This is a genomic window from Eggerthella sp. (genome assembly GCF_048329335.1).
GTDB classification, from domain to species: domain Bacteria; phylum Actinomycetota; class Coriobacteriia; order Coriobacteriales; family Eggerthellaceae; genus Eggerthella; species Eggerthella lenta.
The window spans coordinates 1-23332 of the sequence record NZ_DBFEGU010000149.1 but is presented as its reverse complement, the minus strand read 5'-3'; the positions used below and the strand labels follow the sequence as shown (position 1 = coordinate 23332).

Sequence of the window (23332 nt, the reverse complement as noted above, 5' to 3'; positions counted from 1 at the left end):
GTGCTATCCTGTGAACTATATCATGCAGAGGGTTCGGCAGACGGGGCGCGGATGTTTCACGTGAAACATCCGTTCGACGTTTTGCGGCGGCGCGACGACGAGGGTGGCGGATGGACGAGCTGTATCGAGAGTACCTGGCATATCTGCGCGTCGAGCGAGGCAGCTCTCCGTTGACCGTGTCCGCGTACGCTGCCGACCTCAAGGATTACGCGCGGTTCCTCGAGAAGCGCGGGATCCGTTCGGTGGACGACGTCGATCGCGAGGTCATCGTGGCGTACGAGTCGGACCTGTTCGACCGCGCGTACGCAGCCTCGACGGTGGACCGCCATGTGTCGGTGCTCAAGGGGTTCCACCGCTTTCTCGTGCGCGAAGGCTACGCCCGTCGCAACCCGGCCGACACCATCCAGCTCCCCAAAGCGCCCGACCGCCTTCCCGACGTGCTGTCGGTTGCGCAGGTGGACGCCATGCTGTCGCGCCCGCTGGGCAGCGGCCCTCTGGCTCTGCGCAACCAGGCCATCCTTGAGGTCCTGTACGGGTGCGGGCTGCGCGTGAGCGAGTGCACGGGGCTCGATTTGGGCGACGCCATCTTGGAGGAAGGTTATCTTCATATCCTGGGCAAGGGGAATAAGGAGCGCATCGCCCCCATCTCGGGCGCCGCGCTGCGCGCGCTGCGCGACTACCTCGAGCGCGGCCGCCCCGAGCTCGTCCGCTCGTACGCGAAATCCACCTCGGCCGTGTTCCTCAACGCGCGCGGCGGGCGGCTGACGCGCCAGAGCGTGCACTCCCTCGTCGCCGAGGCCGGCCGCTTCATCGGCGTGGCGAACCTTCATCCGCACACGCTGCGCCATTCCTTCGCCACCCACATGCTCGCCGGCGGCGCCGATCTGCGCGTCATCCAAGAGATCCTGGGGCATTCGGACATCTCCACCACCCAGATCTACACCCACGTGAACCGCACCCATATCCGCGAGGAGTACCTGAGCGCCCATCCCCGCGCGAAGTAGGGAGGCGCTCTTCGTCTCCCACTTTGCCCCCTGCTGACTCAATTTCAAACATCCGTTCGCTGTTTTATGCCTGATGGGAGGGGGCGGCGAACTGAAATTCAGGTTGAAGATCCATCCTGCCACAGATTCCGCATAACTCCCCACTTCGTCCCACCGCGGGGGCGGGCGGCCTACATGTTGTGCCCGCCCAAGCGCGTCCGTTCTACATGTGGTCGTGTCGTTTTTCGGTTGGCAGGGGAGCGGTTAACGGGAAAGAGTCCGGTGGGTTTCAGGATGGGCAAAAAGGGGGTCAAGTCGCATATTTTGTTGCGAAGTGGGGCGAAGTGGGATAGAATTCCATACATCGAAAGAGCCGTGGGACGGCGGCGGAAAGGAAGGCATGGCGGAAGAGGGCAACAAGGTTGTCGATCTCAACAGCGCGTACCGCCATAAGGTGGACGCCAAAGGCCGCATGTCGCTTCCCGCATCGTTTCGCAAGGTTCTCTCGACGGATCTGGTGGTAACCCGCAACCCGAAGGACGAGTGCCTCTACGTGTTCGAGCCCGATGCGTTCAACGCATGGGTGGCCGGCGTGTTCGAGGACAAGTTCGAGAAGTTCGACCGCACCAACGATCTCCATGTTCGCCTGCGCCGCAAGCTGAAGTCGCGTGCAGCCGATGTGTCCATCGACGCAGCCGGCCGCATCATGATCTCGGCCGAGCAGCGCGAAGCCGTGGGAATCGACAAGGAGGTCGTCGTCGTGGGCAACACGGGCTACTTCGAGATCTGGGACGCAAAGCGCTACGACGCGGTGGACGACGAGACCGATCTCGGTCTGTTGTTCGACTGATCGAAAGGCGTGAGCGATATGACAAGCGAATATCGGCATACACCCGTTCTGCTCGCCGAGTGCCTCGAATACTCGAACCTCAAACCACAGCATACATTCGTGGACGCAACACTCGGCGGTGCAGGGCATTCCTTCGAAGCGGCCAAGCTCATCGGGAGCGGGGGCACGCTCATCGGCATCGATCAAGACGAGGTGGCGCTGGCCGCTGCCCGTCTCAAACTCGGGACGTTGCCTGACGACGTGCGCCCGCGCCTGGAACTCGTGCGCGGCAACTTCGGAAATATGGATGAAGCGCTCCTCAGCACGGAGGTGCCCGGCGTCGATGCGGTTCTGTTCGACCTCGGAGTGTCTTCGGTGCAGATCGACACGCCGTCTCGAGGCTTCTCCTTCAAGGAGAACGGCCCTCTTGATATGCGGATGGATCCGGGTAAACAAACCCTTACCGCAGCAGAGATCATCAACACCTACACCGCAGCAGATCTCACTCGGATCATCCGTACCTACTCGGACGAGAAGTGGGCCAGCCGTATCGCGGATTTCGCGGTGCGCGCGCGCCAGAACGCTCCCATCGAGACGAGCGAGCAGCTGGTCGACATCATCAAGGCCGCCATCCCCGCCTCGGCTCGCCGAGCAGGGGGACACCCGGCGAAGCGCACGTTCCAAGCGCTGCGCATCGAGGTGAACGGCGAGCTCGATGTGCTGAGAAGCGGCCTCGACGCGGCCATCCGCTGGCTCAACCCCGGCGGCCGCCTGGTAGTCATCAGCTACCACTCGCTTGAGGACCGCATCGTCAAGGAAACGTTCGCCAAGTTCGCGAACCGATGCACGTGCCCTCCGGATCTGCCGGTGTGCATGTGCGGGAAGCAGCCGATACTCGACATCGTCACCAGGAAGCCGGTTCTGCCGACTGCCGAAGAAATCGAGCGCAACGCTCGCGCACGCAGCGCCAAGCTTCGCGTAGCGCAGAAACGATAAGCAAAAAACGTCCCGCTGACGCAAGCGGGAGCCATATGCACCGCACGCGACCTTTACATGCAGTCGAAACACAGAAAGGGGGTCGAACATGGGCGCAGCACCAGCGTATTCGTACTATCCCGAGCGCGCACCCGAACGCAGCCCGCGTGAGCGCATCAGCGTCGTTCCGGGCCGCGGCGCCCGCACGCAGACCCCCACGCTTCCGTCCAACGTCGTGTTCTTGGCGAAGGCGGCGGCGGTCGTGCTGCTGGTCGTGTCGCTTGTGGGATTCGCGCGCATCGGGCTCATGTCCGCGACGATCTCCACGACGATGCAGTCGAGCCAGCTGACCAGCCAGATCAGCGACGCCCGCTCTTCGGGCGCCGCGCTGGAAGTGTCCCAGAGCACGCTGTCCAATCCGACGAAGGTGAAGCAGCAGGCGGGCAAGCTGGACATGGCCGCCCCCGAGACCACGGGGGTCATCACTCTGGATAAGGACGTCGTCGCAACCGACGAGTCCGGTGCCCTGTCCCTTTCGAAGAGCGTTGCCATAGCGGCTGGCTCCGAGGCGTAAAACCGATGTCCGATAGACCGCACACGCCGCGAGGCGAGCGCCCTGCTCGCGGTCGCGGAAGCTCCCGCTCGTCCGCACGCCCCTCCCGTCCGCCGCGCGCGGCGCGTCCGGTGCGCGCCTCCGGCCGCCCGGCTGCGGCGGTCGACTTCAACTCGAATTCGAACCGGGTGTTCCTTCCCATTCTCGCCTTCGCCGTCATCGCGGCGCTGTTCGTGCTGCGCTTGGCGTACCTGCAGGTGATAGCCGCCCCTGCCATGGCTTCGGAAGCCGAGAACGCGCGTATGAGCTACGACTGGATCGAGCCGCGCCGCGGCACCATCTACGATCGCAACGGCGTGGTGCTGGCCACCTCCGTGGAGTCGACCACCATCTACATCGACCCGGTGGAAGTCGACGACGCGGACGCGACGGCTCAGGTGCTCGTCGACGTGCTGGGCGGCCAGAAGTCCGATTACCTGGAAGCCATCACCGCTCCGAACACGCGGTACGCGGTGGTGAAGGAGAAGGCTGACGTGGCGGTGGGGGACGCTCTCAAGGAGCGCGTGCGCGAGCTCTCGGCTTCGGGTGGGTCGCGCGAAGGCATGGACTTCGGCATCCGCTATAAGACGCTGTGGAAGCGCGAGTATCCGAACGCTCAGGTGGGAGGCCAGGTCATCGGCGTATGCACGCTGGAAACCGATGCCGAGAACAACCGCGAGTACTACAAGGGGGTATCGGGCCTCGAGCTGTACTACGACGATGTGCTGTCAGGCGAGGCGGGCTACACGCGCGAGGAGCGCAGCCCCGACGGCACGCCCATTCCCGGCGGCACGCGCGACTCCAAGGCGGCCGTGGACGGCGAGGACATCATCATATCCATCGACATAGAGCTGCAGCAATCCGTCGAGGAGCGCTTGACGGCCGATGCCAAGGGCATCACGGCCAACGGCGGCAGCGCCATCGTGATGGACGGCGGCACGGGAGAGATCTACGCCGCGGCATCGCTGCCGCTGCTCAATCCGGCCGACCGGACGAATATGGAAGCGGATGCGCCGAAGCTCAAATGCGTGACCGACCTGTTCGAGCCGGGCTCCATCTTCAAGTCGGTGTCGGCCATGGCCATCCTGGAAGCTGGCACCATGACGCCCGACACCGAGCTGTTCTGCCCGTCCTCCATCGAGGCCGACGGCTACGTTATCACCGATGCGCACGAGCGCGGCGATGCCACGTACACCCTGCAGCAGATCATGGACCAGTCGTCGAACATCGGCATCTCGCTGGCCACCGAGAACGCGACGGTGGGCGACGTGTCGGGGTTCCGGAACCTCTACAACAAGATCAACGAGTACAACCTGCACACGAAGACGGGCGTGGACTATCCCGGCGAAGGTGAGGCCGGCACCGACTACCTGGGCGCCCTGCTCCCGTTCGACGAATGGAGCAAGGTCACGGGGTACAACGTCAGCTTCGGGCAGGGCCTGTCGCTCACGCCGTTGCAGATCACCCGCTTCTACGGAGCGCTCGTGAACGACGGCGTGGAGTGCACGCCGCACTTCCTCCTGTCGAAGCCCCAAAGCGGCGAGACGGCCGAGTACGGAAGCGACGCCGTCATCAAGGACAAGAAAGCCATCGACGATCTGACCAGCATGCTGAAGACCGTCGTCACCGAGGGCACGGGCAAGGCCGCCGCCATCGACGGCTTCAACGTGGCGGGCAAGACGTCCACGGCGGAGATCTACGACGAGAAGAACGGCGGCTACCGAAAAGGGGTGTACAACCTGGCCTTCACCGGTTTCCTGGCCGATTCTTCCAGCCAATTGGTTTGTTTTGTGGGTGCCAACGAGGTTCCCACCGACGGTGTGGTCACGCCGATTTTTAAGGATATAATGACAACAGCCATCGACCGATTCAACATTTATCCGGAGTGAGGAAGCCATGGGCAAGACCTGTACCGAACTGTTCGCAGGTATCGACTGCACCATCCTCGGCAACGCCGACGACGAGGTGAACGGTATCGCCTACCGCAGCGACCGGGTGCAACCCGGCGACGCGTTCTTCTGCGTGGTAGGCATGACGACGGATGGGCACTCGTTCGCCCAGGACGCCATCGATCGGGGCGCGAAAGTGCTCGTGGTCGAGCGCAAGGTGTACCTGGCCGACGCTACGGACGTCACGGAGATCGTGGTGAAGGATACGCGCAAGGCCATGGCGGCCGCGGCGGCGAACTTCTACGACCATCCTTCCAAAGACCTTGCGCTGGTGGGCATCACCGGCACCAACGGCAAGACCACCACGACCTACCTGGTAGAGCATATCGCGCGGGTAGCGGGGAAGCGCACGGGCGTCATCGGAACCGTGGGCATCCGCATCGGCGACGAGGCCGAGAAATCGGCCCACACCACGCCGGAATCGCCCGACCTGCAGCAGCTGTTCGCCCGCATGCGCGATGCGCGCTGCGACGTCGTGGCCATGGAGGTGAGCTCTCATGCGCTCGACCTCGATCGCACGTGGGACGCCGCATTCGCCGTTACGGCGTTCTCCAACTTGACGCAGGATCACCTGGACTACCATCACACGTTCGAGGCCTACTTCGAGGCGAAAGCGCGCCTGTTCTCGAAAGATTATCCGGCCAAGCGCGTGATCTGCATCGACGACAAGTGGGGCAAAGAGCTGCTGCGGCGTTGCTCGGTTGCCGAAGACAGCGTGGTCACGACGGGCTTCGATCCTTCCGCGCAGATCCATCCCGTGGACGTGCAGTATGCTCCTACCCACACCACCATCACGCTCGACGTGCGCGGCAGCTTGCATACATTCGACTACCCGCTCGTGGGCAAGTTCAACGTGGAGAACGTCATGTGCGCCTTCGGCATCGGGCTGCAGCTGGGCTTCCCGGCCGAGACCATCGTCGAAGCGCTCGAGGAGGCGCCGCAGATCCCGGGTCGTTTGGAGCGCGTGAGCGCGCCGAACACGGGCGGCGTGTCGGTGTTCGTGGACTACGCCCACACGCCCGACGCGCTGGAGAAGGCGCTCGCGTCCATCATGGCGCTCACGCCCGGCCGCACCGTCTGCGTGTTCGGCTGCGGCGGCGACCGCGATGCCAGCAAGCGTCCCATCATGGGCAAGGCCGCCCTGGCGGCCGACCATGCGGTGGTGACGTCGGACAACCCGCGCACCGAAGATCCGCAGGCCATCATCGAGGACATCGTGAGCGGAATGAGCTCGGGAGCCGGCCGCTTCGAAGTGGAGGCCGACCGTCGCGCCGCCATCGCGCGCGCCATCGCGCAGGCGAAGCCGGGCGACTCGATCCTCATCGCGGGCAAGGGCCACGAGGACTATCAGCTCGTGGGCGACCAAGTGCTCTCGTTCGACGATCGCATCGTGGCCGCCGAGGAGCTCGCGCGTGCGTTCGGCGACGAACCCGCAGGCGAGGATCGATAGCATGCGTTTGAACCACAAGCAGATCGCCGCATGCACGGGAGGCTCGTTCATGGTGGAGCCGCTCGATCCGCGCGCGCTGGCCACGGGGCTCACCTGGGACTCGCGCGACGCGAAGCCGGGCGACGTGTACGTCGCGCTGCCGGGCGAGCGCGTGGACGGCCACGACTTCGTCGGTGCGGCCCTCTCGGGCGGCGCCGTGTGCGCGCTTGTGATGCAGCCGCTGGACGAGGCCGTGCGCATGCTGGCCGCCGAGCTGGGCGCAAGCGTTATCGAGGTGCCCGACACGGCCCACGCCGTGGCGGACATCGCGCGCGAATGGCGCTCTCACCTGCACGGTCGCGTGATCGCGCTGACGGGTTCCACCGGCAAGACCACCACGAAGAACCTTGTGCGCGACGTGCTGGCAAGCACGCTGTCCACGGTGGCGACGGCCGGCAACCAGAACAACGAGCTGGGCGTTCCCAAAACGCTGCTCGCCGCCGAGCAGGGCACGCAGGCGGTGGTGGTGGAGATGGGCATGCGCGGTGCGGGCCAGCTGGCCGACCTATGCGACTACGTGCGCCCCGATTGGGGCCTCGTGGTGAACGTGGGCGAGAGCCATATCGAGCTTCTGGGCAGCCGCGAGAACATCGCGCGCGCCAAGGCCGAGCTTCTGTGCGCGCTGCCGGAGGGCACGGGCCGGGCGTTCGTGAACGCCGACGACGACTACGCCGATTTCGTGCGCGAGCATGCGCGCCTCGATGCGCGCCGCGTGGAAACCGTGCTGTTCGACGGCTCCGCCGCCGCAGCCGAGCGCCGCGCCCAGGCCGAAGCCGCCGAAGCGGCGCGTCCCGCCGTGTGGGCCGAGCAGGTGGAGCTCGACGAGCAGGGTCGCCCGCGCTTTCGGCTGCACGCCGTCGGCTTCGCGGACGCCCCTGAGGAGGAGACGGCGCGCTGTGCGCTCACGCTGCGCGGCCTGCACAACGTGTCGAACGCATGCGCCGCGACCGCGGTCGGCCGCGCCTGCGGCATCCCGCTGGCCGTCTGCGCCGATGCCCTCGCGCATGCCGAGCCGGAAGCCGGTCGCCAGGAAGTGCTCCGTGCGCGCGGCGGGTTCACCGTGGTGAACGACGCCTACAACGCCAACCCCGACTCCATGCGCGCCTCGCTTGCGACGTTCTGCGCGCTGGACGTGCCGGGCAAGCACGTGGCTGTGCTCGGCGACATGGGCGAGCTGGGAAGTTACGCCCCGGCCTGCCATGCGGGCATCGGGGAGTTCGCCGCCACGCTGCCGCTCGACCGGCTCGTGTGCGTGGGCGAGCTGTCCCTGCACATAGCCGACGCCGCTGAGCGCGCCGGCATGGATCCCCAGCGCATCGTGCGCGCGGGCTCTCTTTCTGAAGTGTTCGGAGATTTGGACGCCTGCGTCGAGCCCGGAGACGCCGTGCTGGTGAAGGCGTCTCATTTCATGGGTCTGACTCGCGTAGTCGAAGGACTGGTCAATTAGCTATGTTTACGGTATTCAACCAATATCCGACGTTTCTCGTGTTCCTTGCCGTCGTGTTCGCCATGGTGGTGACCATGGTGCTCACGCCGCTGTGGATCAAGTTCCTCAAGTCGAGCCATATCGGCCAGCAGGTGCGCGCCGACGGCCCCGAGAGCCACCTCGTGAAGCAGGGCACGCCCACCATGGGCGGCGTCATCATGCTGATCGCGGTCATCGCGGTGGCGCTGTTCGTCGGCATGCCCACGCCCGAGACGTTCGTGCTGCTGGCGGCTACCGTGCTCACGGGTCTGCTGGGTCTCGTCGACGACGCGTCGAAAGTGGTGAAGGAGCGCTCGCTCGGTCTCACCCCGAAGGCGAAGATCGTGGGGCAGGTGGCCATTGCCACGGCGTTCGTGCTCGTGGCCGTGAACTGGCTGGGCATACAGCCCACCGTGGAGATTCCCTTCGTCGTGACGCTCGATTTCGGCATCCTGACCACGGTGGTTCCCGTCGGCGACGGCATCGCCATCCCCTGGCTGTACCTGCTGTTCATGAACATCCTGCTGGTGGGCATGTGCAACGCCGTGAACCTCACCGACGGCCTGGATGGTTTGGCGGCGGGCACGGTCATGATCGTGATGATCGTGATGGCGGCCATCGCGTACCGTTCCGATCTGTTGGAACCCGCCATCTTCGCCGCCGCGCTCGCGGGCGCGTGCATCGGGTTCCTCTGGTTCAACTCGTTTCCGGCCGACATCTTCATGGGCGACACCGGATCGCTCGCGCTGGGCATGGCGCTGGGCTGCCTGGCCGTGCTCACGAAGACCGAGTTCGTGTCGCTCATCATCGGAGGCCTGTTCGTGGCCGAGGCCCTGTCCGTCATGATCCAGGTGTTCTACTACAAGAAGACGAAGAAGCGCATCTTCCTCATGGCGCCGTTGCACCACCACTTCGAGAAGAAGGGCTGGAGCGAGACGAAGGTGGTCGTGCGCTTCTGGATCATCTCCGGCGTGCTGGCCGCGACGGGCTTCTCGCTGTACTTCGCCGAGACCCTCATGGCGGTGGCGTAGTCCATGGCTTCGCGGGAGCTCATAGCGAATCGCAAGCACGCGCCGCACCATTTGGGGCGCGTGCTCGTTTTGGGTCTGGGCAAGAGCGGCCGCGCGGCGGTCGCGTACCTGCTGCCGCTTCTGGACGGTCGCGTGGAAGCGCTGGCCGTGGCGGCCGGGGCGCGCAGCGCGGCCTCCGAGGAATTCGCGGCCGAGGCACGCGCGGCCGGCGCGCTCGTCGCGTTCGAGGACGAGGCGGTGGGCGTGCTGGCGGCCGAGGCGGGCGGGTCGTTCGACCTGTGCATCGCGAGCCCCGGCATCTCGCAGTTCTCGGCCTTCTACGAGGCAGCCGCGGCCGTATCGGCCGAGGTGATCAGCGAGGTGGAGTTCGCCTGGCGCGAGAGCGCCGCGGACAGCCGCTGGGTGGCGGTGACGGGCACGAACGGCAAAACCACGGCCTGCGCGCTGGCCGCGCACGTGCTGGCGGGGGCGGGCCTTGCCGCGGCCGCCGTGGGCAACATCGGCGATCCGTGCATCGAGGCCGTGGCCGCGGGGCGCACGGACGTGTACGTGGCCGAGGTGTCGTCGTATCAGCTGGCTTCCACGGCGCGCTTCGCGCCGAACGTGGCCGTGCTGCTGAACATCACGCCCGACCACCTGCATTGGCACCGCAGCTTCGAGGCGTACCGCGACGCGAAGCTCAAGCTGCTGGCGAACCTGCCCGGCGTGCCGGGCGCCGTGGCGGTGCTCGACGCGACGAACGACGTGGTGCGCGCCGAGGTGCGCCGCCTGCGCGCGCTGGACGCGGGCGAGCGGGGCTTCTCGTACGTGCCGCTGGGCACGGCCGCGGGGCTAACCGGTGACATGCGCGCCGCGTGCGGCAGCGACAACGCCGCGTTCCTGGACGCCGACGGCACGCTGCGCGTGGCGCTGAACGGTGCGGAGCACGCTGCGGCGCGCGTCGAAGAACTGCAGATCAAAGGCGAGCACAACGCCTCGAACGCGCTGGCCGTGGCGGCAGCCGCGCTCGCGCTGGGCGTGCACGAGAGCGACGTGGCCGAGGGGTTGCGCACGTTCGCGCCGCTCGAGCACCGCATCGAGCCGTGCGGCTCGGTGGCCGGCGTGCGCTGCTACAACGACTCCAAGGCGACGAACGTCGATGCCACGCTCAAGGCCCTCGCCGCATTTCCCGAGACGCGCCCCGTCGTGCTGCTGGGAGGCGACGACAAGGGCACCGACCTTGCGCCGCTCGTGGAGGCCGCCCACGCCCATGCGGGCGCGGTCGTGTGCTTCGGCGATGCGGGCGAGCGATTAGCGGCCGCGTTCGAGGCGGCGGACGCGCAGGCTCCTGCCGGTTTCGCCGCGGCGCGTGCTGCGCACCTCGCCGACGCGTTCGACGCGGCTCTCGCGCTAGCTTCGGCGGGAGATGTCGTGCTGCTGTCCCCGGCTTGCGCCTCCTTCGACGAGTTCGGCTCGTTCGAGGAGCGGGGAGCCGCATTCAAAACGCTCGTAGCCGACGCGGCTTCCGCGTTGGGCGCCTAGGCCCGCCATGGCTATTCAACGTGACAAGCGCGGCGCGCCTGCGCATATCATGGGACCTCGGATCATCCTCTTGCTGTCGGTGCTCGCCCTCATGCTCATCGGCTTCGTGATGATCTACTCGACCTCGGCGGTCATCACTTTGGCGAAAGCCGGCACCGAGGTCGCGGTCGATCCGATGGCCGAGACGCTCAACCAGATCAAGTTCGCCGTCGCGGGCGTGATCCTTGCTTTGATCATCTGGAAGTTCGTGCCCGTCTCGCTCTGGCGCAGCAATGCGGTATGGGTTATCTGGGCCGTGGCGTTCGCGCTGCTCGTGATCACGGCAGTGGCGGGCGTGGGCGATGAGGAATGGGGCGCCCGCCGATGGCTCATGATCGGTTCGGCCAGCCTGCAGGCTTCGGAGTTCGCGAAGATCGCGCTCGTGCTGGTGGCGGCGCGTCTGTTCACGGACTTCCGCGAGGGGCAGTACACCGTGTTGGTGTTCTTCGCGCTCGTGGGCCTGCTCGTCCTGGCTCCGGTGCTCATCATCCTGGGCCCCCAGTCCGACCTGGGCACGGCCATGATCTGCGTCGTGGGCATCCTCGCGGTCATGTGGCTGGGCGAGGTGCCGCTGCGCACGATGCTCATCGTGATCGGCGTCGTGGTCGCCCTCGGCCTCGTGGGCATCTTCGGCTCGTCATACCGCCGCGACCGGCTCATGGTGTTCATGAATCCGTGGAACGACGGCGAAGGCGGCTTCGGCACGGGCTTCCAGCTCATCCACTCGCTGTACGCGCTGTCCGGCGGCGGCCTGTTCGGGGTGGGGCTGGGAAACTCGCACGAGAAGTACCTGTACCTCACCCAAGCGGACACCGACTTCATCTTCGCCATCATCGGCGAGGAGCTGGGTTTGGTGGGCGCCGCGGTGGTCATCGCGCTGTTCCTGCTGTTCCTGTACGCGGGTACCCGCATCGCGCAGTCGTCGCCCGATAACTTCGGCACCATGGTGGCGGGCGGCTGCACCATCATGATCGCGTTCCAGGCGTTCCTCAACATCGCCATGGTCATCGGGTGGTTCCCTGTGGTGGGCAAGCCCTTGCCGTTCATATCGTCGGGCGGATCGTCGCTGGTGGCCATGCTCATCATGGTGGGCATCATCCTATCGGTATCGCGCGGCGCCGAGGCGCCGACCATCTACGATCGCCGACGCGCCGATCTGCGCGTCGTGCGCGCGACGAACGGTGCGCCGCCGCCCTCACGCGGCGGGCGCTCGTCGTCGAGCAGGGGCAGGAGGTAGCGAACATGCTGATCGTTCTTTCCGGCGGCGGAACCGCCGGCCACATCAACCCGGCGCTCGCCTTGGCGGACGTGCTGAAGCAGCGCGGCTGCGAGGTGCGCTTCGCCGGCACGCCCACGGGCGTGGAGGCGCGGCTCGTGCGGGAGGCGGGCATCCCGTTCACGCCGTTCGAGGCCCAGGGTTTCAACCGCAACCATCCGCTCACGCTGCCGAAGGCCGTGCTCACCATTCAGAAGAGCACGACGCTTGCGCGCCGGTGGTTCGACGAGATACGACCCGACGCGGTGGTGGGCTTCGGCGGCTACGTGTGCATCCCCGTGGCGCGCGCCGCCGAGCAGCGCGGCATCCCCGTGGTGGTGCACGAGCAGAACTCGGTCATGGGCATGGCCAACAAGTACCTCGCCAAGCGCGCCGCCGCCGTGTGCCTCACCTACGAGCACGCGGCCGAGGCGCTGGCCGACAAGAGCCGCGTCCGGGTGACCGGCAACCCCGTGCGCGAAAGCGTGTTCTCGGCCACGCGCGAGCAGGGCCGCGCGCGCTTCGGCGTGCCGGAGGGCGCGCGCATGCTGCTGGTGACGGGCGGCAGCCTGGGCGCGCGGCACCTCAACCAGGCCGTCGCCGCGCTCAAAGACGAGCTTCTGGCCTACGGCGACCTGCATATCGTGCAGGTGACCGGCCCCAAGGAGCTCGACGCCGTGCGCGAGCAGCTGGCGCTTTCGCCCGAGCAGCAGGCTCGTTGGCAGCTGCTGGGCTATACCGACCATATGGGCGACGCCATGGCCGCGGCCGACATCGTCGTCTCGCGCGCCGGCGCCACGTCGCTCGCCGAGATATCGGCCCGCGCGCTTCCGGCACTGCTCGTGCCGTTCCCGTTCGCCACGGAGGACCATCAGACCATGAACGCGCAGGCATGCGTGGAGGCGGGCGCCGCCTACCTCGTGGCCGACGCCGACGTGGAGGGGCCCGAGTTCGCCCGCAAGCTGCGCGAGCTCATCGAGGACGAGGACGTGCGCGCCCGCATGACCGCCGCGGCCCGCGCGCAGAAGACGCGCGACGCCGCGGGCCTGCTGGCCGACGCGGTCATGGAAGCGGCTCGCGCACAGCGTTGAGCGGTCGCGCGATAGGGTACAATAGCGGTTTGCAGTACATCAGAGAGACCGAGGACGCACTATGGACACCATGCACATCGACCAGGTACATTTCATCGGCGTTGGAGGCGTCGGCATGAGCGGCATCGCTCGCGTCGCGTTCGACCAGGGCATGCGCGTGAGCGGCACCGACCTCAAGGAGAGCCGCTACACCAAGCAGCTGCGCGAGGCGGGCATCGAGGTGCACATCGGCCACGATCCGGCGAACATCCCCGAGGGAAACCCCGTGATCGTCGTGTCCACCGCCATCCTCGACAACAACCCCGAACTCGCCGCCGCCAAGGCGCGCGGCCTGACCATCTGGCATCGCGCCCAGATGCTCGCCTATCTGGGACGCGCGCTCCAGACGCTCGCGGTGGCCGGCACGCACGGCAAAACCACCACGTCGTCCATGCTGGCCAGCGTGCTGGACGGCATGGGGGAGGATCCGACGTTCCTCATAGGCGGCATCGTGCGCGCCTACGGCACGAACGCGCACTCGGGAACGGGCGCCCATTACGTGGTGGAGGCAGACGAGAGCGACAAGTCGTTCATGCATCTGTCGCCGCGCGCCGTGCTGGTGACGAACATCGAGGCCGACCACCTCGACCACTACCGCGACCTCGACGAGATCTACGAGAAGTTCGCCTCGTTCATCGGGTCGGTGCCCGACGACGGCGGCGTGGTGGTGGCCTGCGGCGAGGACGAGGCGCTCGTGCGCGTGGCTTGCGCCTCCGGAAAGCGCCTGTTCACCTACGGCTTCTCTGATGCGTGCGACGTGCGCATCGCCTCGTACGAGCCGAACGGCGTGGGCAGCGACTTCACGCTCGAACTGCCCGACGGAAGCGTCGTGAGCGCGCACGTCAAGCAGAATCCGGGCCGTCACAACGTGTTGAACGCCGCCGGCGTCGTCGGCCTTCTGTGGGCGCTCGGATACGACCCTGCGCAAGCGGCCGAAGCGCTGGCCGACTTCGCCGGCGTGAAGCGCCGCTTCGACCTCGTGGGCGAAGCGGGCGGGGTCACCGTGGTCGACGACTACGCGCATCATCCCACCGAGATCGCCGCCACCATCGAGGCCGCGTCCCATCTGGGCTTCGCGCATGTGCACGTGCTGTTCCAGCCGCACCGCTACTCGCGCGCGCCGCTGTTCACCGAGGTGCTGAAGGACGATTTCGGCCGGGCGTTCGACGCGGCCGACGCCGTCACGTTCATGGACGTGTACCCGGCGGGCGAAGCGCCCGTCCCCGGCGTGTCGGGCAAGACGTTCCTGAACGTGGTGCTCGACCATGCGGGTCATCCCGAGGCCGCCTACGTGCCGCGCCGTATCGAGGTGGTGCCCTATCTCGCCGGCAAGCTGGGCGAGGGCGACCTGTTGATCACCATGGGCGCGGGAGACGTGACCGCCATCGGCCCGCAGCTCGTCGACGCGCTTTCGCAGGCGGACGGCGCCGCCGCGCGACGGCAGGCGTGATGCGGCGATGACCGCCCGCCATACCTCGCCGCTCGAGGCGCTGCTCGTCGACGACGCGTTCGACGGCGACGTGTACCCTTCGGAGCCCATGGCTCGGCATACCATGTACCGCATCGGCGGACCCGCGCGTTTCTACGTGCAGGTGGCCTCCGTCGGAGCGCTCAAGCGCCTGGTCACGGTATGCGAGGAGAGCCGGGTGCCGTGGGTGGCCATCGGCCGGGGCAGCAACCTGCTCGTCGCCGACGAGGGGTATCCCGGCGTGGTGATCACGCTCGGCCGCGACTTCCGCATCTGCCGCTACGACGAGGACGCGCACAGCTTCTGCGTGGGCGCGGGCGTGCCGCTGTCGTCGGTGGTGCAGGAGGCGTTCCGTCGATCGCTGGCGGGATTCGAGTTCGCCGTGGGAACGCCGGGCACCGTGGGCGGCGCGCTGCGCATGAACGCGGGCTCGCGCGACGAGTGGATCGGCTCGCGCGTGGTGTCGGTGACCACGCTGTCGCCCGGGAAGGGGCTGGTTCGGCGCGACGGCGACCAGATCGCGTGGGGCTACCGTTCCAGCTCGTTCGCTTCAGACGAGGTGATCGTGGAATGCGAACTTTCCGTAGAGCCTGCCGACCCGTTCTTCATCCGCGGTAAGATGGAAGCGTCGCACGCGCGGCGCAAGAAGACGCAGCCGCTGTCGTTGCCGTCGTGCGGAAGCGTGTTCCGCAACCCCGAAGGCGCTCCGGTGGGCGCGCTCATCGAGGAAGCCGGGCTCAAGGGCCTGCGCATCGGCGGGGCGCAGGTGTCGGAGGTGCACGCGAACTTCATCGTGAACACGGGCGACGCCACGGCGCGCGACGTGCTGGAACTGATCAACCTGGTCAAGACGAAGGTGTACGAGACGTATGGCATCGAATTACAACCGGAAGTCCGTTTCCTCGGGTTCGCGTAAGGCGAGCCCGCGCAACAGCCGCGCTTCCGGGCAGGCCGGCAGGGGCGTGCGTCCCGCCGGCGGCGCGCCGCGCCAATCCGCGCGCGGCGGCATGCCGCGAACTTCGTCGCGTGCTTCGACGCCTGGAACCTATCGCGCCATTCCCGGCGGCCAGCTGCCGCAGCGTCGTGCGAACCAGGTTCGCCCGCCGTTGTCGTCGGTGCGCGTGGGGGATCTCGACCGCGCCGAGCGCTCTTCTCGCGCGCAGAAAACCTACCGTCGCTACCTGGTGCGCATCGGCATCGTGGCCGCGCTCGTGCTGGCGCTCGTAGGCGGCGGCCTGGCCGTGTACTACTCCAACCTGTTCACCATCGAGAACGTCTCGGTCACCGGCGTGGAGCATCTCACGGCCACCGACATGTCCGAGCTTGCCAGCGTGCCCGCCGGAACCACGCTTCTGCGCGTCGACGCCGCTGGCATCCGCGAGCGCCTGCTCAAAGACGCATGGGTGGACGACGTGTCGGTGAACCGCGTGTTCCCGAACACCCTGGAGCTGGCCGTCACCGAGCGCACCATCACGGCGGTGGTGGACGTGCCCACTGAGAACGCCGAGTCGGTGCAGCCGTGGGCCATCGCCTCGGACGGCATGTGGCTCATGCCCATCCCCGACCAGAATTCCGAGGCCGGCAAGAGGACCAGCCCGAAGGTGTACGAGGACGCGGCCAAGGTGCTGCACATCACCGACGTGCCCTACGGCACGCGCCCCGAGGTGGGCGCCTACTGCTCGGACGCCAACGTGAACAACGCGCTGGCCATCGTGGACGGCATGACCACCGAGCTGGCGGGGCAGGTGAAGAAGGTGGCGGCCACCGAGACCGAGTCCACCACGCTGACGCTGGAAAGCGGCGTGGAGATCGTGTTCGGCACGGCCGAGAACATCCGCGACAAAGAGCGCGTCTGCCTCGAGATCATGAAGGAGCATCCCGACGGGCTGGCGTACATCAACGTGCGGGTGGTGGATCGGCCCACCTGGAGGGCTCTCTAGGGACCTGTGCGGGCGGTGCCGAGGGGGCGAAGGCGGCGGGGCATCTCAGTCGCTCAGACAGTCCTCGCTTTGCTGCGGAACTCGCTTGGTGAGACGCCCCGCCGCCTTCGCCCCCTCGGCACTCGTCCTCAGCTTCCCGTTCGCTGGAAGGGTTCAACCTGCGGAACTCGCTTGGTGGGGCGCCCCGCCCGCCCGCAAGGCGCAGCGGCTTGAACTTCCCGCTCGCTGGGAGGGTTCGACCTGGGGGTTTTGTGCTTGTTTGTCATCCTGAGCGAGCGTAGCGAGTCGAAGGATCTCGTGCGGCGGTTCGGGGGTTCCCGGCAGGCGGGAACCCCCGAACCGCCTGTTTTACAGCATGCGCGATGTTGCCAGGGCTACGGCTTCGTTGCGGGACGACTCTACGGCTTCTAGGAAACGGTCGATGTCGTGCATGATGGTGTAGGCGGCTATGCTGGCGCGGCATACGGCTTCCGCTCCTATGTGGCGCAGGAGGGGTTGGGCGCAGTGCGCGCCGGCGCGCACTGCCACTCCGCGGCGGTCCAGCACGTGGGCGACCTCGGCTGCGCCCACGCCCTTCACGTTGAACGAGACGATGCCGCCGCGCGGCGTCTCGGCGTTCGGCCCGGGGCCGTAGAGCCTGACGGAGGGGATGGAGTCCAGGCCGCTCACCAGGGCGCGGGTCAGCTCGCGCTCGTGCGCGCGCACGGCGTCGAAGCCGATGCGGTCGAGATAGCGCACGGCTTCCGCCAGCCCCGCGGCTCCTGCCACGTTCTGCGTGCCCGCTTCGAAGCGCCCCGGCGTTCCGTCGAACGAGGACGCGCCCTCGAACACCGCCTCCACCATGCCCCCGCCTCGCAGCAAGGGCGGCGTTTCCTCGAGGAGGCGCCGCTTGCCGTACAGCACGCCGATGCCCATAGGGCCGTACAGCTTGTGGCCCGAGAACGCGGCGAAGTCGACGTCGAGGTCGTGCACGTCGAGGGGCTCGTGCGCGATGCTCTGCGCGCAGTCGAGCACGGCGACGGCGCCGCAGGCGTGCGCCGCTTCGATGATGCGCTTGACGGGCGGCACGGTTCCCAGCACGTTCGACATGCCGGTGAACGCCACCACGCGGGTGCGCGGGCCGATTGCCCGGTCGATCTCGTCGTCTGAGACGACCCCGGCGCGGTCGGGCACGATGAAGGAGAGCCTCGCCCCGGAAAGCCGCGCCGCGGTCTGCCACGGCACGAGGTTGCTGTGATGCTCCAGCAGCGTGAGCGCGATCTCGTCGCCCGGCTCCAGCCGCTCGGCGCAATAACAGAGCGCCACGGTGTTCAGGGCGTGCGTGGCCCCGCTCGTGAACGCCGTCTCCTCCGGCGACGCGCCGATGAAGCGCGCGACCGTCGAGCGCGCGTCCTCGTAGACCCGGGTGGCCGCAGCGGCCAGCGCGTGCGCGGAACGGTGCGGGTTTCCGCATGCCGTGCGGTAGAAATCATCCATGGCGTCGAGGACGCACGACGGCTTCTGCGTGGTTGCCGCGTTGTCGAGGTAGGCGAGCGGAGGGCCGCCCGCGGCGTGCGCGGCGAGGAGGGGGAAGTCCTCCAGCGGCGCGCACGCCCGTCCGTCCGCCATCGTCAAGCTCCCTCGTCCTGCTCGGCGTCGGCCGCGTTCATCGCGTCGCTCGCGGCACCGTACTGGACCATGCGCAGCGCGAGCAGCCGCTGCACGTTCTCCAGGCGGTCGCGGTAGGGGTCGTCGGCCGGACATTCCCGCGCGATCGCGTCCGCCAGCGCCGCGTCGCCCACCGTGTCGCGCAGCCAGGCGACGAAGGCGTCTACGTCGATGAGCTTGATGATCTGGTCGGCGCCCTTGCCCACGCGCGCTTCGTCTCGGTCGAGCAGGAACACGGCTGCGCTGTGCAGGTTGTACAGGTACAGGTCCGACCCGCCCTTGGAGGGCACCATGCGCCCGGCAACGAAGTGCTCGCCCCAGGAGAGCTCGCGCAGCGCATGGGCCGCCTCGTCGGGTGAGGGCAAGGGGAAGCGCCGGCACGCCTCGGCCATGCCGGGTATGCCTTCGGATCCGCTCCCCGCCTCCTCGCCCCATGCAGGGGAGGCGGGGCCGCCGCACGCAGCGGCCTCCCGGGATGTGGCGGCGGCCGTCTCGTCGAGAGCTGCCATGTCCATCACGCTCCCAGCTTTCCGGCCGCTTCCAGCTTGTCGGCGGCGAAGCCGAGGTCAAGCGCCTCGAGCCCGGAGCGCGTCGGGCGACCCGTGGACTCCTCGAACCCTTCGTGGGCGTAGAAGCGCGTCTTGAAGTCCTCGAACTTGTCGCGGTCGAGCGTGCGGCCCTGGCACAGCGAGTAGCTCCACTTCCCGTCCTCGAACACCACGAGGGGGAAGGGCTTGGTGGTCTTCACGTCGTACACGTAGTTCGTGAACACCTCCTGGTCGCGATGGCGTCCCTCCAGCGCCCAGATGGCGCGGTCGAGCACCCAGAACTTGTGCCCCAGCTCGATGCTTTCCTCGTAGGAGAGGTCGCGCCCGGTGACGGCCTGGAAGAACTTCACCTCGTACTCGGGCGTGGCCCCGTACGTCGAGCCCGTCTCGGCGGTGTGCTTGCGGCTGATGAAGTTCGGCCACACCCAGTCGCACATGCCCAGCGACTGCAGCCAGAAGCGCCCGTAGGCGCGGTTCCAGTGGATCTCGCGCACGCGCGCATCGGAATAGATGCCCTCCTCGCTCCAGTCGAAGCACAGCGGGTCGCCCAGCCCGGACTGATCGGCCAGCTGCTTGGCCATGTTCTCGGCCGAGACGGGCGGCTCGGCGCCGGTGAGCACCGCCATGATGGAGGTGTTGTACACCGCGTTGTGTACGCCGTGCTCGTTGATGTCTCGCTCGCTGAAGATGCTTCCGTAGCTCCATTCCACCTCGGCGCGCGGCTCGTTGTGCTCGCAGTAGCCCCAGTTCGGGCGCGCCAGCAGGCCCGACGACGTGTCCTCGTCCCAACGCCCCCACTTCTGCGCCGCGCGCGCGATGCCCTCGGCCAGGTCGTCGCCGATCTCGCGGCGGTAGGCGATGCGCATCAGCAGCTCCTCGATGAACGCGTAGGTGCCGTACTGCTCGAAGGGCAGATCGGTGTCGATGTCCTTGCCCTTGCCCATGACGCCCATCTTGTAGAGGTTGTGCAGGTACACGGGCATGTCGATCTCGTAGCCGTTCAGCCCCAGCTTCGACAGCAGGCTGTAGGCGGCCAGCTGCTCGTCGATCTTGCCCGAGTCGGTGAAGTACAGGCCGGCCGAGCAGGTCAGCTCGTTGCCCACGCCGCCGGGGTACAGGTTACGGCAGTTCTTGAAGCAGCCGCGGCATCCTTCTGCGCGCGACACCGTGGGGCTCGTGTCCAGCACGGTGGATGCGGCGCCCGGGCTGCCCGGCGCGCCCGGAACCTTGCCGGCGTCGATGTCGTAGCCGAACTTCTCCTGCACTTCCAACCGCAGCCTCACGAGCGCGGCGGGGTCGGCGATGGGTATGCTCTTCGAGCCGATGAAGCTCATCGCCTTGAGGTTCTTGGCGCCGAACACCGCGCCGAAGCCGCTCTGTCCCGTCACGTGGCCGGCATCGTGCACGATGCACGACACGCGCGCCAGGTTCTCGCCGGCAGGTCCGATGCAGATGACGGACGGTCGCTGCGTGGTTCGGCCTCCGTCGCGTCCCTTCGTCAACTCGTACCACGAGCCAGGGGCGGTGCCGTGCGTCACCTCTTCCCAGATTCTCTCCTGGCACTCGAAGGTGTCGAGTCCCCAAAGGTCGGTCGCGTCGTTGAACGTCACTTGGTCGTTCACCACGCTGATCCACACGGGCGCTTCCGCTTTCCCGCGCACCACGCAGGCGTCGTAGCCCGCTTCCTTCATCATGCCGGCCAAACGGCCGCCCATGCTGGAGCGGTTGTACCATTCGGGCAGCGAGAACGGGCTGATGCCCGTGAACTCGCAGCGCGCCGAGGCGGCCGGCACCACGGCGCCCGAGAACGGCGTGGCGGCGAACACCAGCACGTTTCCCGGATCGACCGCCTCCACGGTCTTGTCCTCGCAGTAGTCCCAGAACAGCTTCGAGGCCATCCCGTGGCCGCCCACCCATTCGATGTAAGGTTCGGTGTCGATGGTCTGGGAGGTGCGGTCGGTCAGGTTCACGATGAGTATCTTGCCGGCGTAGCCGTAATGTTCGGTCATGAGGTCCTCCTATTATTTGTCGTTCGAGCCGGCTGCCGCCTGGGCTGCCGTGCCGCCTGCGCCGTATCCGAGCCGCGCGGGAGGGATGCGCGCCTCGTCGTCGCTGGGCAGGCCGATTTCCAGATAGTGGTCGTTGCGCAGGTTCGCCGTGTAGCCTTCGTCGGTTTGGACGGGCAGCACGTTGGTGAACGCGATGGCCTTCATGGGGCAGATCTCGACGCACAGCTGCTTGCCGGACGGGCCGCCCTCTTCATCCCAGAAGGGCGTGTTCTTGCACAGGTCGCACTTCTGGGCGTGCTTGTCCTCGAAGTTCCACTGCACGCGCGACGGCGTGAAGGGGCACGCCTCCACGCAGCGCTCGCAGCCGATGCACTTGCCCTCGTCCACGAGGCGCACGCCCGTCTCGGGGTCGGCGTGCATGGCGCCCACGGGGCAGGCTTCCACGCAGGAAGGGTAGGGGCATTGGCGGCACTGGTTCTGCATGACGTCGTCGGAGGGGAAGCTTCCCAGCGCGTTCTTCATCACCTGGATGCGCGAAAGCGAGGTGTTGATACGGCCTAGATGCGCGAGCGAGCACGAGATGACGCACGTCTCGCAGCCGGCGCACTTCTTCGCATCCACCAGCAGGTAGCCTTGGCTCGCCTCGATGGCGTACACGTCGTCGGGCAACAGCAGCGCCGTGATGCCGCTTCCCAGCACGGCGCCGATTCCCAATCCGCCGATCCCGGCGATGAACTGGCGCCTGGAGAGGCCGCCTTTATGCTGCGCGTCGGTCGCGCGCTGATTCGTCTCGGTCATATCGCTCATCTCCCTTGCGTGCCGTCGGCGGCTGCTGCGCGCGCGGCGGCTCCCATCGTCTCTTGCGCGGCCGCGCGCTCTCCGGCGCCGAGTGCGGACTCGTCCATGCCGCGCTCGGACTGCTCGCGCTCGAGCCGCTCCATCCAACCTGCATGTTCCTTCTCGGCCTCGCCGCGCGGCATCCATCCGATCAGCATGGACGGGAAGGTCTTCCACGAGAACGGCGCGATCACGGCGAAAAACACGTGCGCCGCCAAGAACAGCAGCATGAGCGCGGCCGCGATGTCGTGCACCCAGAACATGACGTTCATGAGGCCGTCGGGCAGCGTGAGCACCACGTGGGCCAATGCCTTGACCAGGCCTGTCACCACCAGCAACGCGGCCGTGACCACGGCCATCACGTAGGCGGCCTTCTCGCTTTCGAAGTACTTGTCCTCGGGCGGCATCGTGAACTTCTTGATGCCCACGAGCAGGCCGTAGTGGCGCACCGTGTAGGCGACCACGTTCTTCGTGGGAAGGTGCTCGCGCAAGCGCCATTTCGAGATGATCGTGTTGCCCAGGTAGTAGAACGTTCCGAACAGGAACACGATCGCGGCCGCGAAATGGACGTTCTGCCATAGGATGGCGGCCGGGCCGTCCTCCACGAATGCCGGGGTGAACCTCAGTCCCAGCACGATGCCCGACGCGAGGCACACGGCGGTGCCGATGCCGTGGGTCCAGTGGGACAGGCGCGCGGGGGCGTCGTGGCGGTACACCCGGTCGCCTGCGATGAAGGGGTCTGTTCGTTTCGCGAATGCGGAAAGGAACAGACCGAAAAACGGCGCCAGGGCGACGAGCCAGGGCGCTTGATCGAACCAGGGCATGGGGTCTTCCTTTCGGTACAAGCTTCGCCCGACCTCGCAAGAGGACGCGACGATAAGCGTATTGGTTTGAGGAGGGGGATGTTCGCGCGCGCCGAATCGACGCGCGAGCTTTCTATACTTTGAAGGCGGTGAGTACGAGCGGAACCATGGGGGACTCCCTTCCGGTCGCGGACGTTCGTTTTCGGTCAGCCGGTCGACGCGATGCTGCTCTTATACGATATAGCCTCGCCTGCATGTTCGGCCAGCAGCCGCCTTGCGAGCGGCGCCGCGCGGATTTGCGAACGGGCGAGCCCCTTCGCCAGCGGTTGCCTGTCGACCATGAGCGGCGACGTCGATGGCCGCGCCGGCGCGCCACGGCGGCATCCATCGTTTCCGCTTACCCGGCTCATCCGCTATATCTGTGGACGTGCGCATTTCATTACCGCAGCGTAATTTGCAAATGGTTGAGCATCGTGTACAATAACCGCACGTGAACTGTGCCCTGACGGGAAACGCAGCATTTGAAAACGCAGCAGGTGTGGAGGATACAATGCCAAACAAGATAGGTTCCGAGCATTTGGCGGTCATCAAGGTCGTCGGCGTCGGTGGCGGCGGCACGAATGCCGTGAACCGCATGGTCGAAGCGGGCGTGCGAGGAGTCGAGTTCATCGCCGTGAACACGGATCGACAGGCTCTGCTCATGTCGGACGCCGACAAGACGATCCACATCGGCGAAGAGCTCACGCGCGGCCTGGGCGCCGGCGCGAACCCCGAAGTGGGCTGCCAGGCGGCCGAGGAAAGTCGCGCGGAGATCCGCGAGGC

General features: G+C 67.0%; 19 protein-coding genes and 1 pseudogene. 15 read left to right on the top strand and 5 right to left on the bottom strand.

Features of this window, described 5'->3' with window-relative positions; all coding sequences use genetic code 11:
* Positions 1-110 precede the first annotated feature (110 nt).
* The 14 genes from ACMO6A_RS04680 to ACMO6A_RS04615 all read left to right on the top strand — a co-directional run bounded on the left by ACMO6A_RS04680 (position 111) and on the right by ACMO6A_RS04615 (position 16666).
* Positions 111-1004 carry a site-specific tyrosine recombinase gene (locus tag ACMO6A_RS04680; protein WP_114519579.1) on the top strand — a complete coding sequence of 298 codons (894 nt, stop codon included), beginning with the start codon at positions 111-113 and terminating at the stop codon, positions 1002-1004.
* Between the two features lie 379 nt (positions 1005-1383).
* Positions 1384-1833, top strand: a complete 450-nt coding sequence (locus tag ACMO6A_RS04675) for a division/cell wall cluster transcriptional repressor MraZ (RefSeq protein ID WP_009306260.1) — start codon at positions 1384-1386, stop codon at positions 1831-1833.
* Between the two features lie 18 nt (positions 1834-1851).
* A complete protein-coding gene (gene rsmH / locus ACMO6A_RS04670; protein WP_009607844.1) occupies positions 1852-2808 on the top strand; it encodes a 16S rRNA (cytosine(1402)-N(4))-methyltransferase RsmH in 957 nt (318 codons plus the stop codon).
* Between the two features lie 88 nt (positions 2809-2896).
* Positions 2897-3361 (top strand): cell division protein FtsL, encoded by a 465-nt coding sequence (locus ACMO6A_RS04665; protein ID WP_114547983.1) that lies wholly within the window; start codon positions 2897-2899, stop codon positions 3359-3361.
* Positions 3362-3471: 110 nt separating this feature from the next.
* On the top strand, positions 3472-5268 hold the full coding sequence (locus tag ACMO6A_RS04660; protein ID WP_114547982.1) for a peptidoglycan D,D-transpeptidase FtsI family protein: 1797 nt from the start codon (positions 3472-3474) through the stop codon (positions 5266-5268).
* Positions 5269-5275: 7 nt separating this feature from the next.
* Positions 5276-6778: a UDP-N-acetylmuramoyl-L-alanyl-D-glutamate--2,6-diaminopimelate ligase gene (locus ACMO6A_RS04655; RefSeq protein WP_114516327.1), complete on the top strand. Its 1503-nt coding sequence runs from the start codon at positions 5276-5278 to the stop codon at positions 6776-6778.
* A gap of 1 nt (position 6779) precedes the next feature.
* Positions 6780-8264, top strand: a complete 1485-nt coding sequence (locus ACMO6A_RS04650; RefSeq protein WP_114516346.1) for a UDP-N-acetylmuramoyl-tripeptide--D-alanyl-D-alanine ligase — start codon at positions 6780-6782, stop codon at positions 8262-8264.
* Positions 8265-8266: 2 nt separating this feature from the next.
* On the top strand, positions 8267-9313 hold the full coding sequence (gene mraY, locus ACMO6A_RS04645) for a phospho-N-acetylmuramoyl-pentapeptide-transferase (protein WP_009306253.1): 1047 nt from the start codon (positions 8267-8269) through the stop codon (positions 9311-9313).
* A gap of 3 nt (positions 9314-9316) precedes the next feature.
* Positions 9317-10834 (top strand): UDP-N-acetylmuramoyl-L-alanine--D-glutamate ligase, encoded by a 1518-nt coding sequence (gene murD, locus ACMO6A_RS04640; protein WP_021409753.1) that lies wholly within the window; start codon positions 9317-9319, stop codon positions 10832-10834.
* 7 nt (positions 10835-10841) lie between these two features.
* On the top strand, positions 10842-12110 hold the full coding sequence (locus ACMO6A_RS04635; RefSeq protein WP_009306251.1) for an FtsW/RodA/SpoVE family cell cycle protein: 1269 nt from the start codon (positions 10842-10844) through the stop codon (positions 12108-12110).
* Between the two features lie 5 nt (positions 12111-12115).
* Entirely contained in the window at positions 12116-13219 is a 1104-nt protein-coding gene (gene murG, locus ACMO6A_RS04630) for an undecaprenyldiphospho-muramoylpentapeptide beta-N-acetylglucosaminyltransferase (RefSeq protein WP_009607825.1), read from the top strand.
* A 61-nt stretch (positions 13220-13280) separates the two neighbouring features.
* Positions 13281-14708 (top strand): UDP-N-acetylmuramate--L-alanine ligase, encoded by a 1428-nt coding sequence (murC, locus tag ACMO6A_RS04625; protein WP_009607868.1) that lies wholly within the window; start codon positions 13281-13283, stop codon positions 14706-14708.
* A gap of 7 nt (positions 14709-14715) precedes the next feature.
* Positions 14716-15642: a UDP-N-acetylmuramate dehydrogenase gene (gene murB / locus ACMO6A_RS04620; RefSeq protein ID WP_009306248.1), complete on the top strand. Its 927-nt coding sequence runs from the start codon at positions 14716-14718 to the stop codon at positions 15640-15642.
* Complete coding sequence (locus tag ACMO6A_RS04615) at positions 15596-16666, top strand: cell division protein FtsQ/DivIB (protein ID WP_009607801.1); 1071 nt, start codon at positions 15596-15598, stop codon at positions 16664-16666. Before murB ends, ACMO6A_RS04615 begins: the two co-directional genes overlap by 47 nt.
* Positions 16667-17014: 348 nt before the next feature.
* Here the strand turns inward: ACMO6A_RS04615 and ACMO6A_RS04610 are convergent, their stop codons facing one another.
* From ACMO6A_RS04610 to ACMO6A_RS04590, 5 genes are read right to left on the bottom strand one after another with little or no spacing between them, the layout of a single operon-like run.
* Positions 17015-18274: a SufS family cysteine desulfurase gene (locus ACMO6A_RS04610; protein ID WP_346996181.1), complete on the bottom strand. Its 1260-nt coding sequence runs from the start codon at positions 18272-18274 to the stop codon at positions 17015-17017.
* 2 nt (positions 18275-18276) lie between these two features.
* Complete coding sequence (locus tag ACMO6A_RS04605) at positions 18277-18828, bottom strand: hypothetical protein (RefSeq protein ID WP_009306245.1); 552 nt, start codon at positions 18826-18828, stop codon at positions 18277-18279.
* The gene (locus ACMO6A_RS04600; protein ID WP_009306244.1) at positions 18828-20870 is read right to left on the bottom strand and encodes an aldehyde ferredoxin oxidoreductase N-terminal domain-containing protein; all 2043 of its coding nucleotides are present in this window, start codon (positions 20868-20870) and stop codon (positions 18828-18830) included. Before ACMO6A_RS04600 ends, ACMO6A_RS04605 begins: the two co-directional genes overlap by 1 nt.
* Before the next feature lie 12 nt (positions 20871-20882).
* The gene (locus ACMO6A_RS04595) at positions 20883-21668 is read right to left on the bottom strand and encodes a 4Fe-4S dicluster domain-containing protein (RefSeq protein ID WP_009306243.1); all 786 of its coding nucleotides are present in this window, start codon (positions 21666-21668) and stop codon (positions 20883-20885) included.
* Between the two features lie 5 nt (positions 21669-21673).
* A complete protein-coding gene (locus ACMO6A_RS04590) occupies positions 21674-22531 on the bottom strand; it encodes a cytochrome b/b6 domain-containing protein (protein ID WP_009306242.1) in 858 nt (285 codons plus the stop codon).
* 529 nt (positions 22532-23060) lie between these two features.
* Here ACMO6A_RS04590 and ACMO6A_RS04585 point away from each other — a divergent pair.
* Positions 23061-23332 (top strand): annotated as a pseudogene (locus ACMO6A_RS04585) (cell division protein FtsZ); the annotation flags it as partial.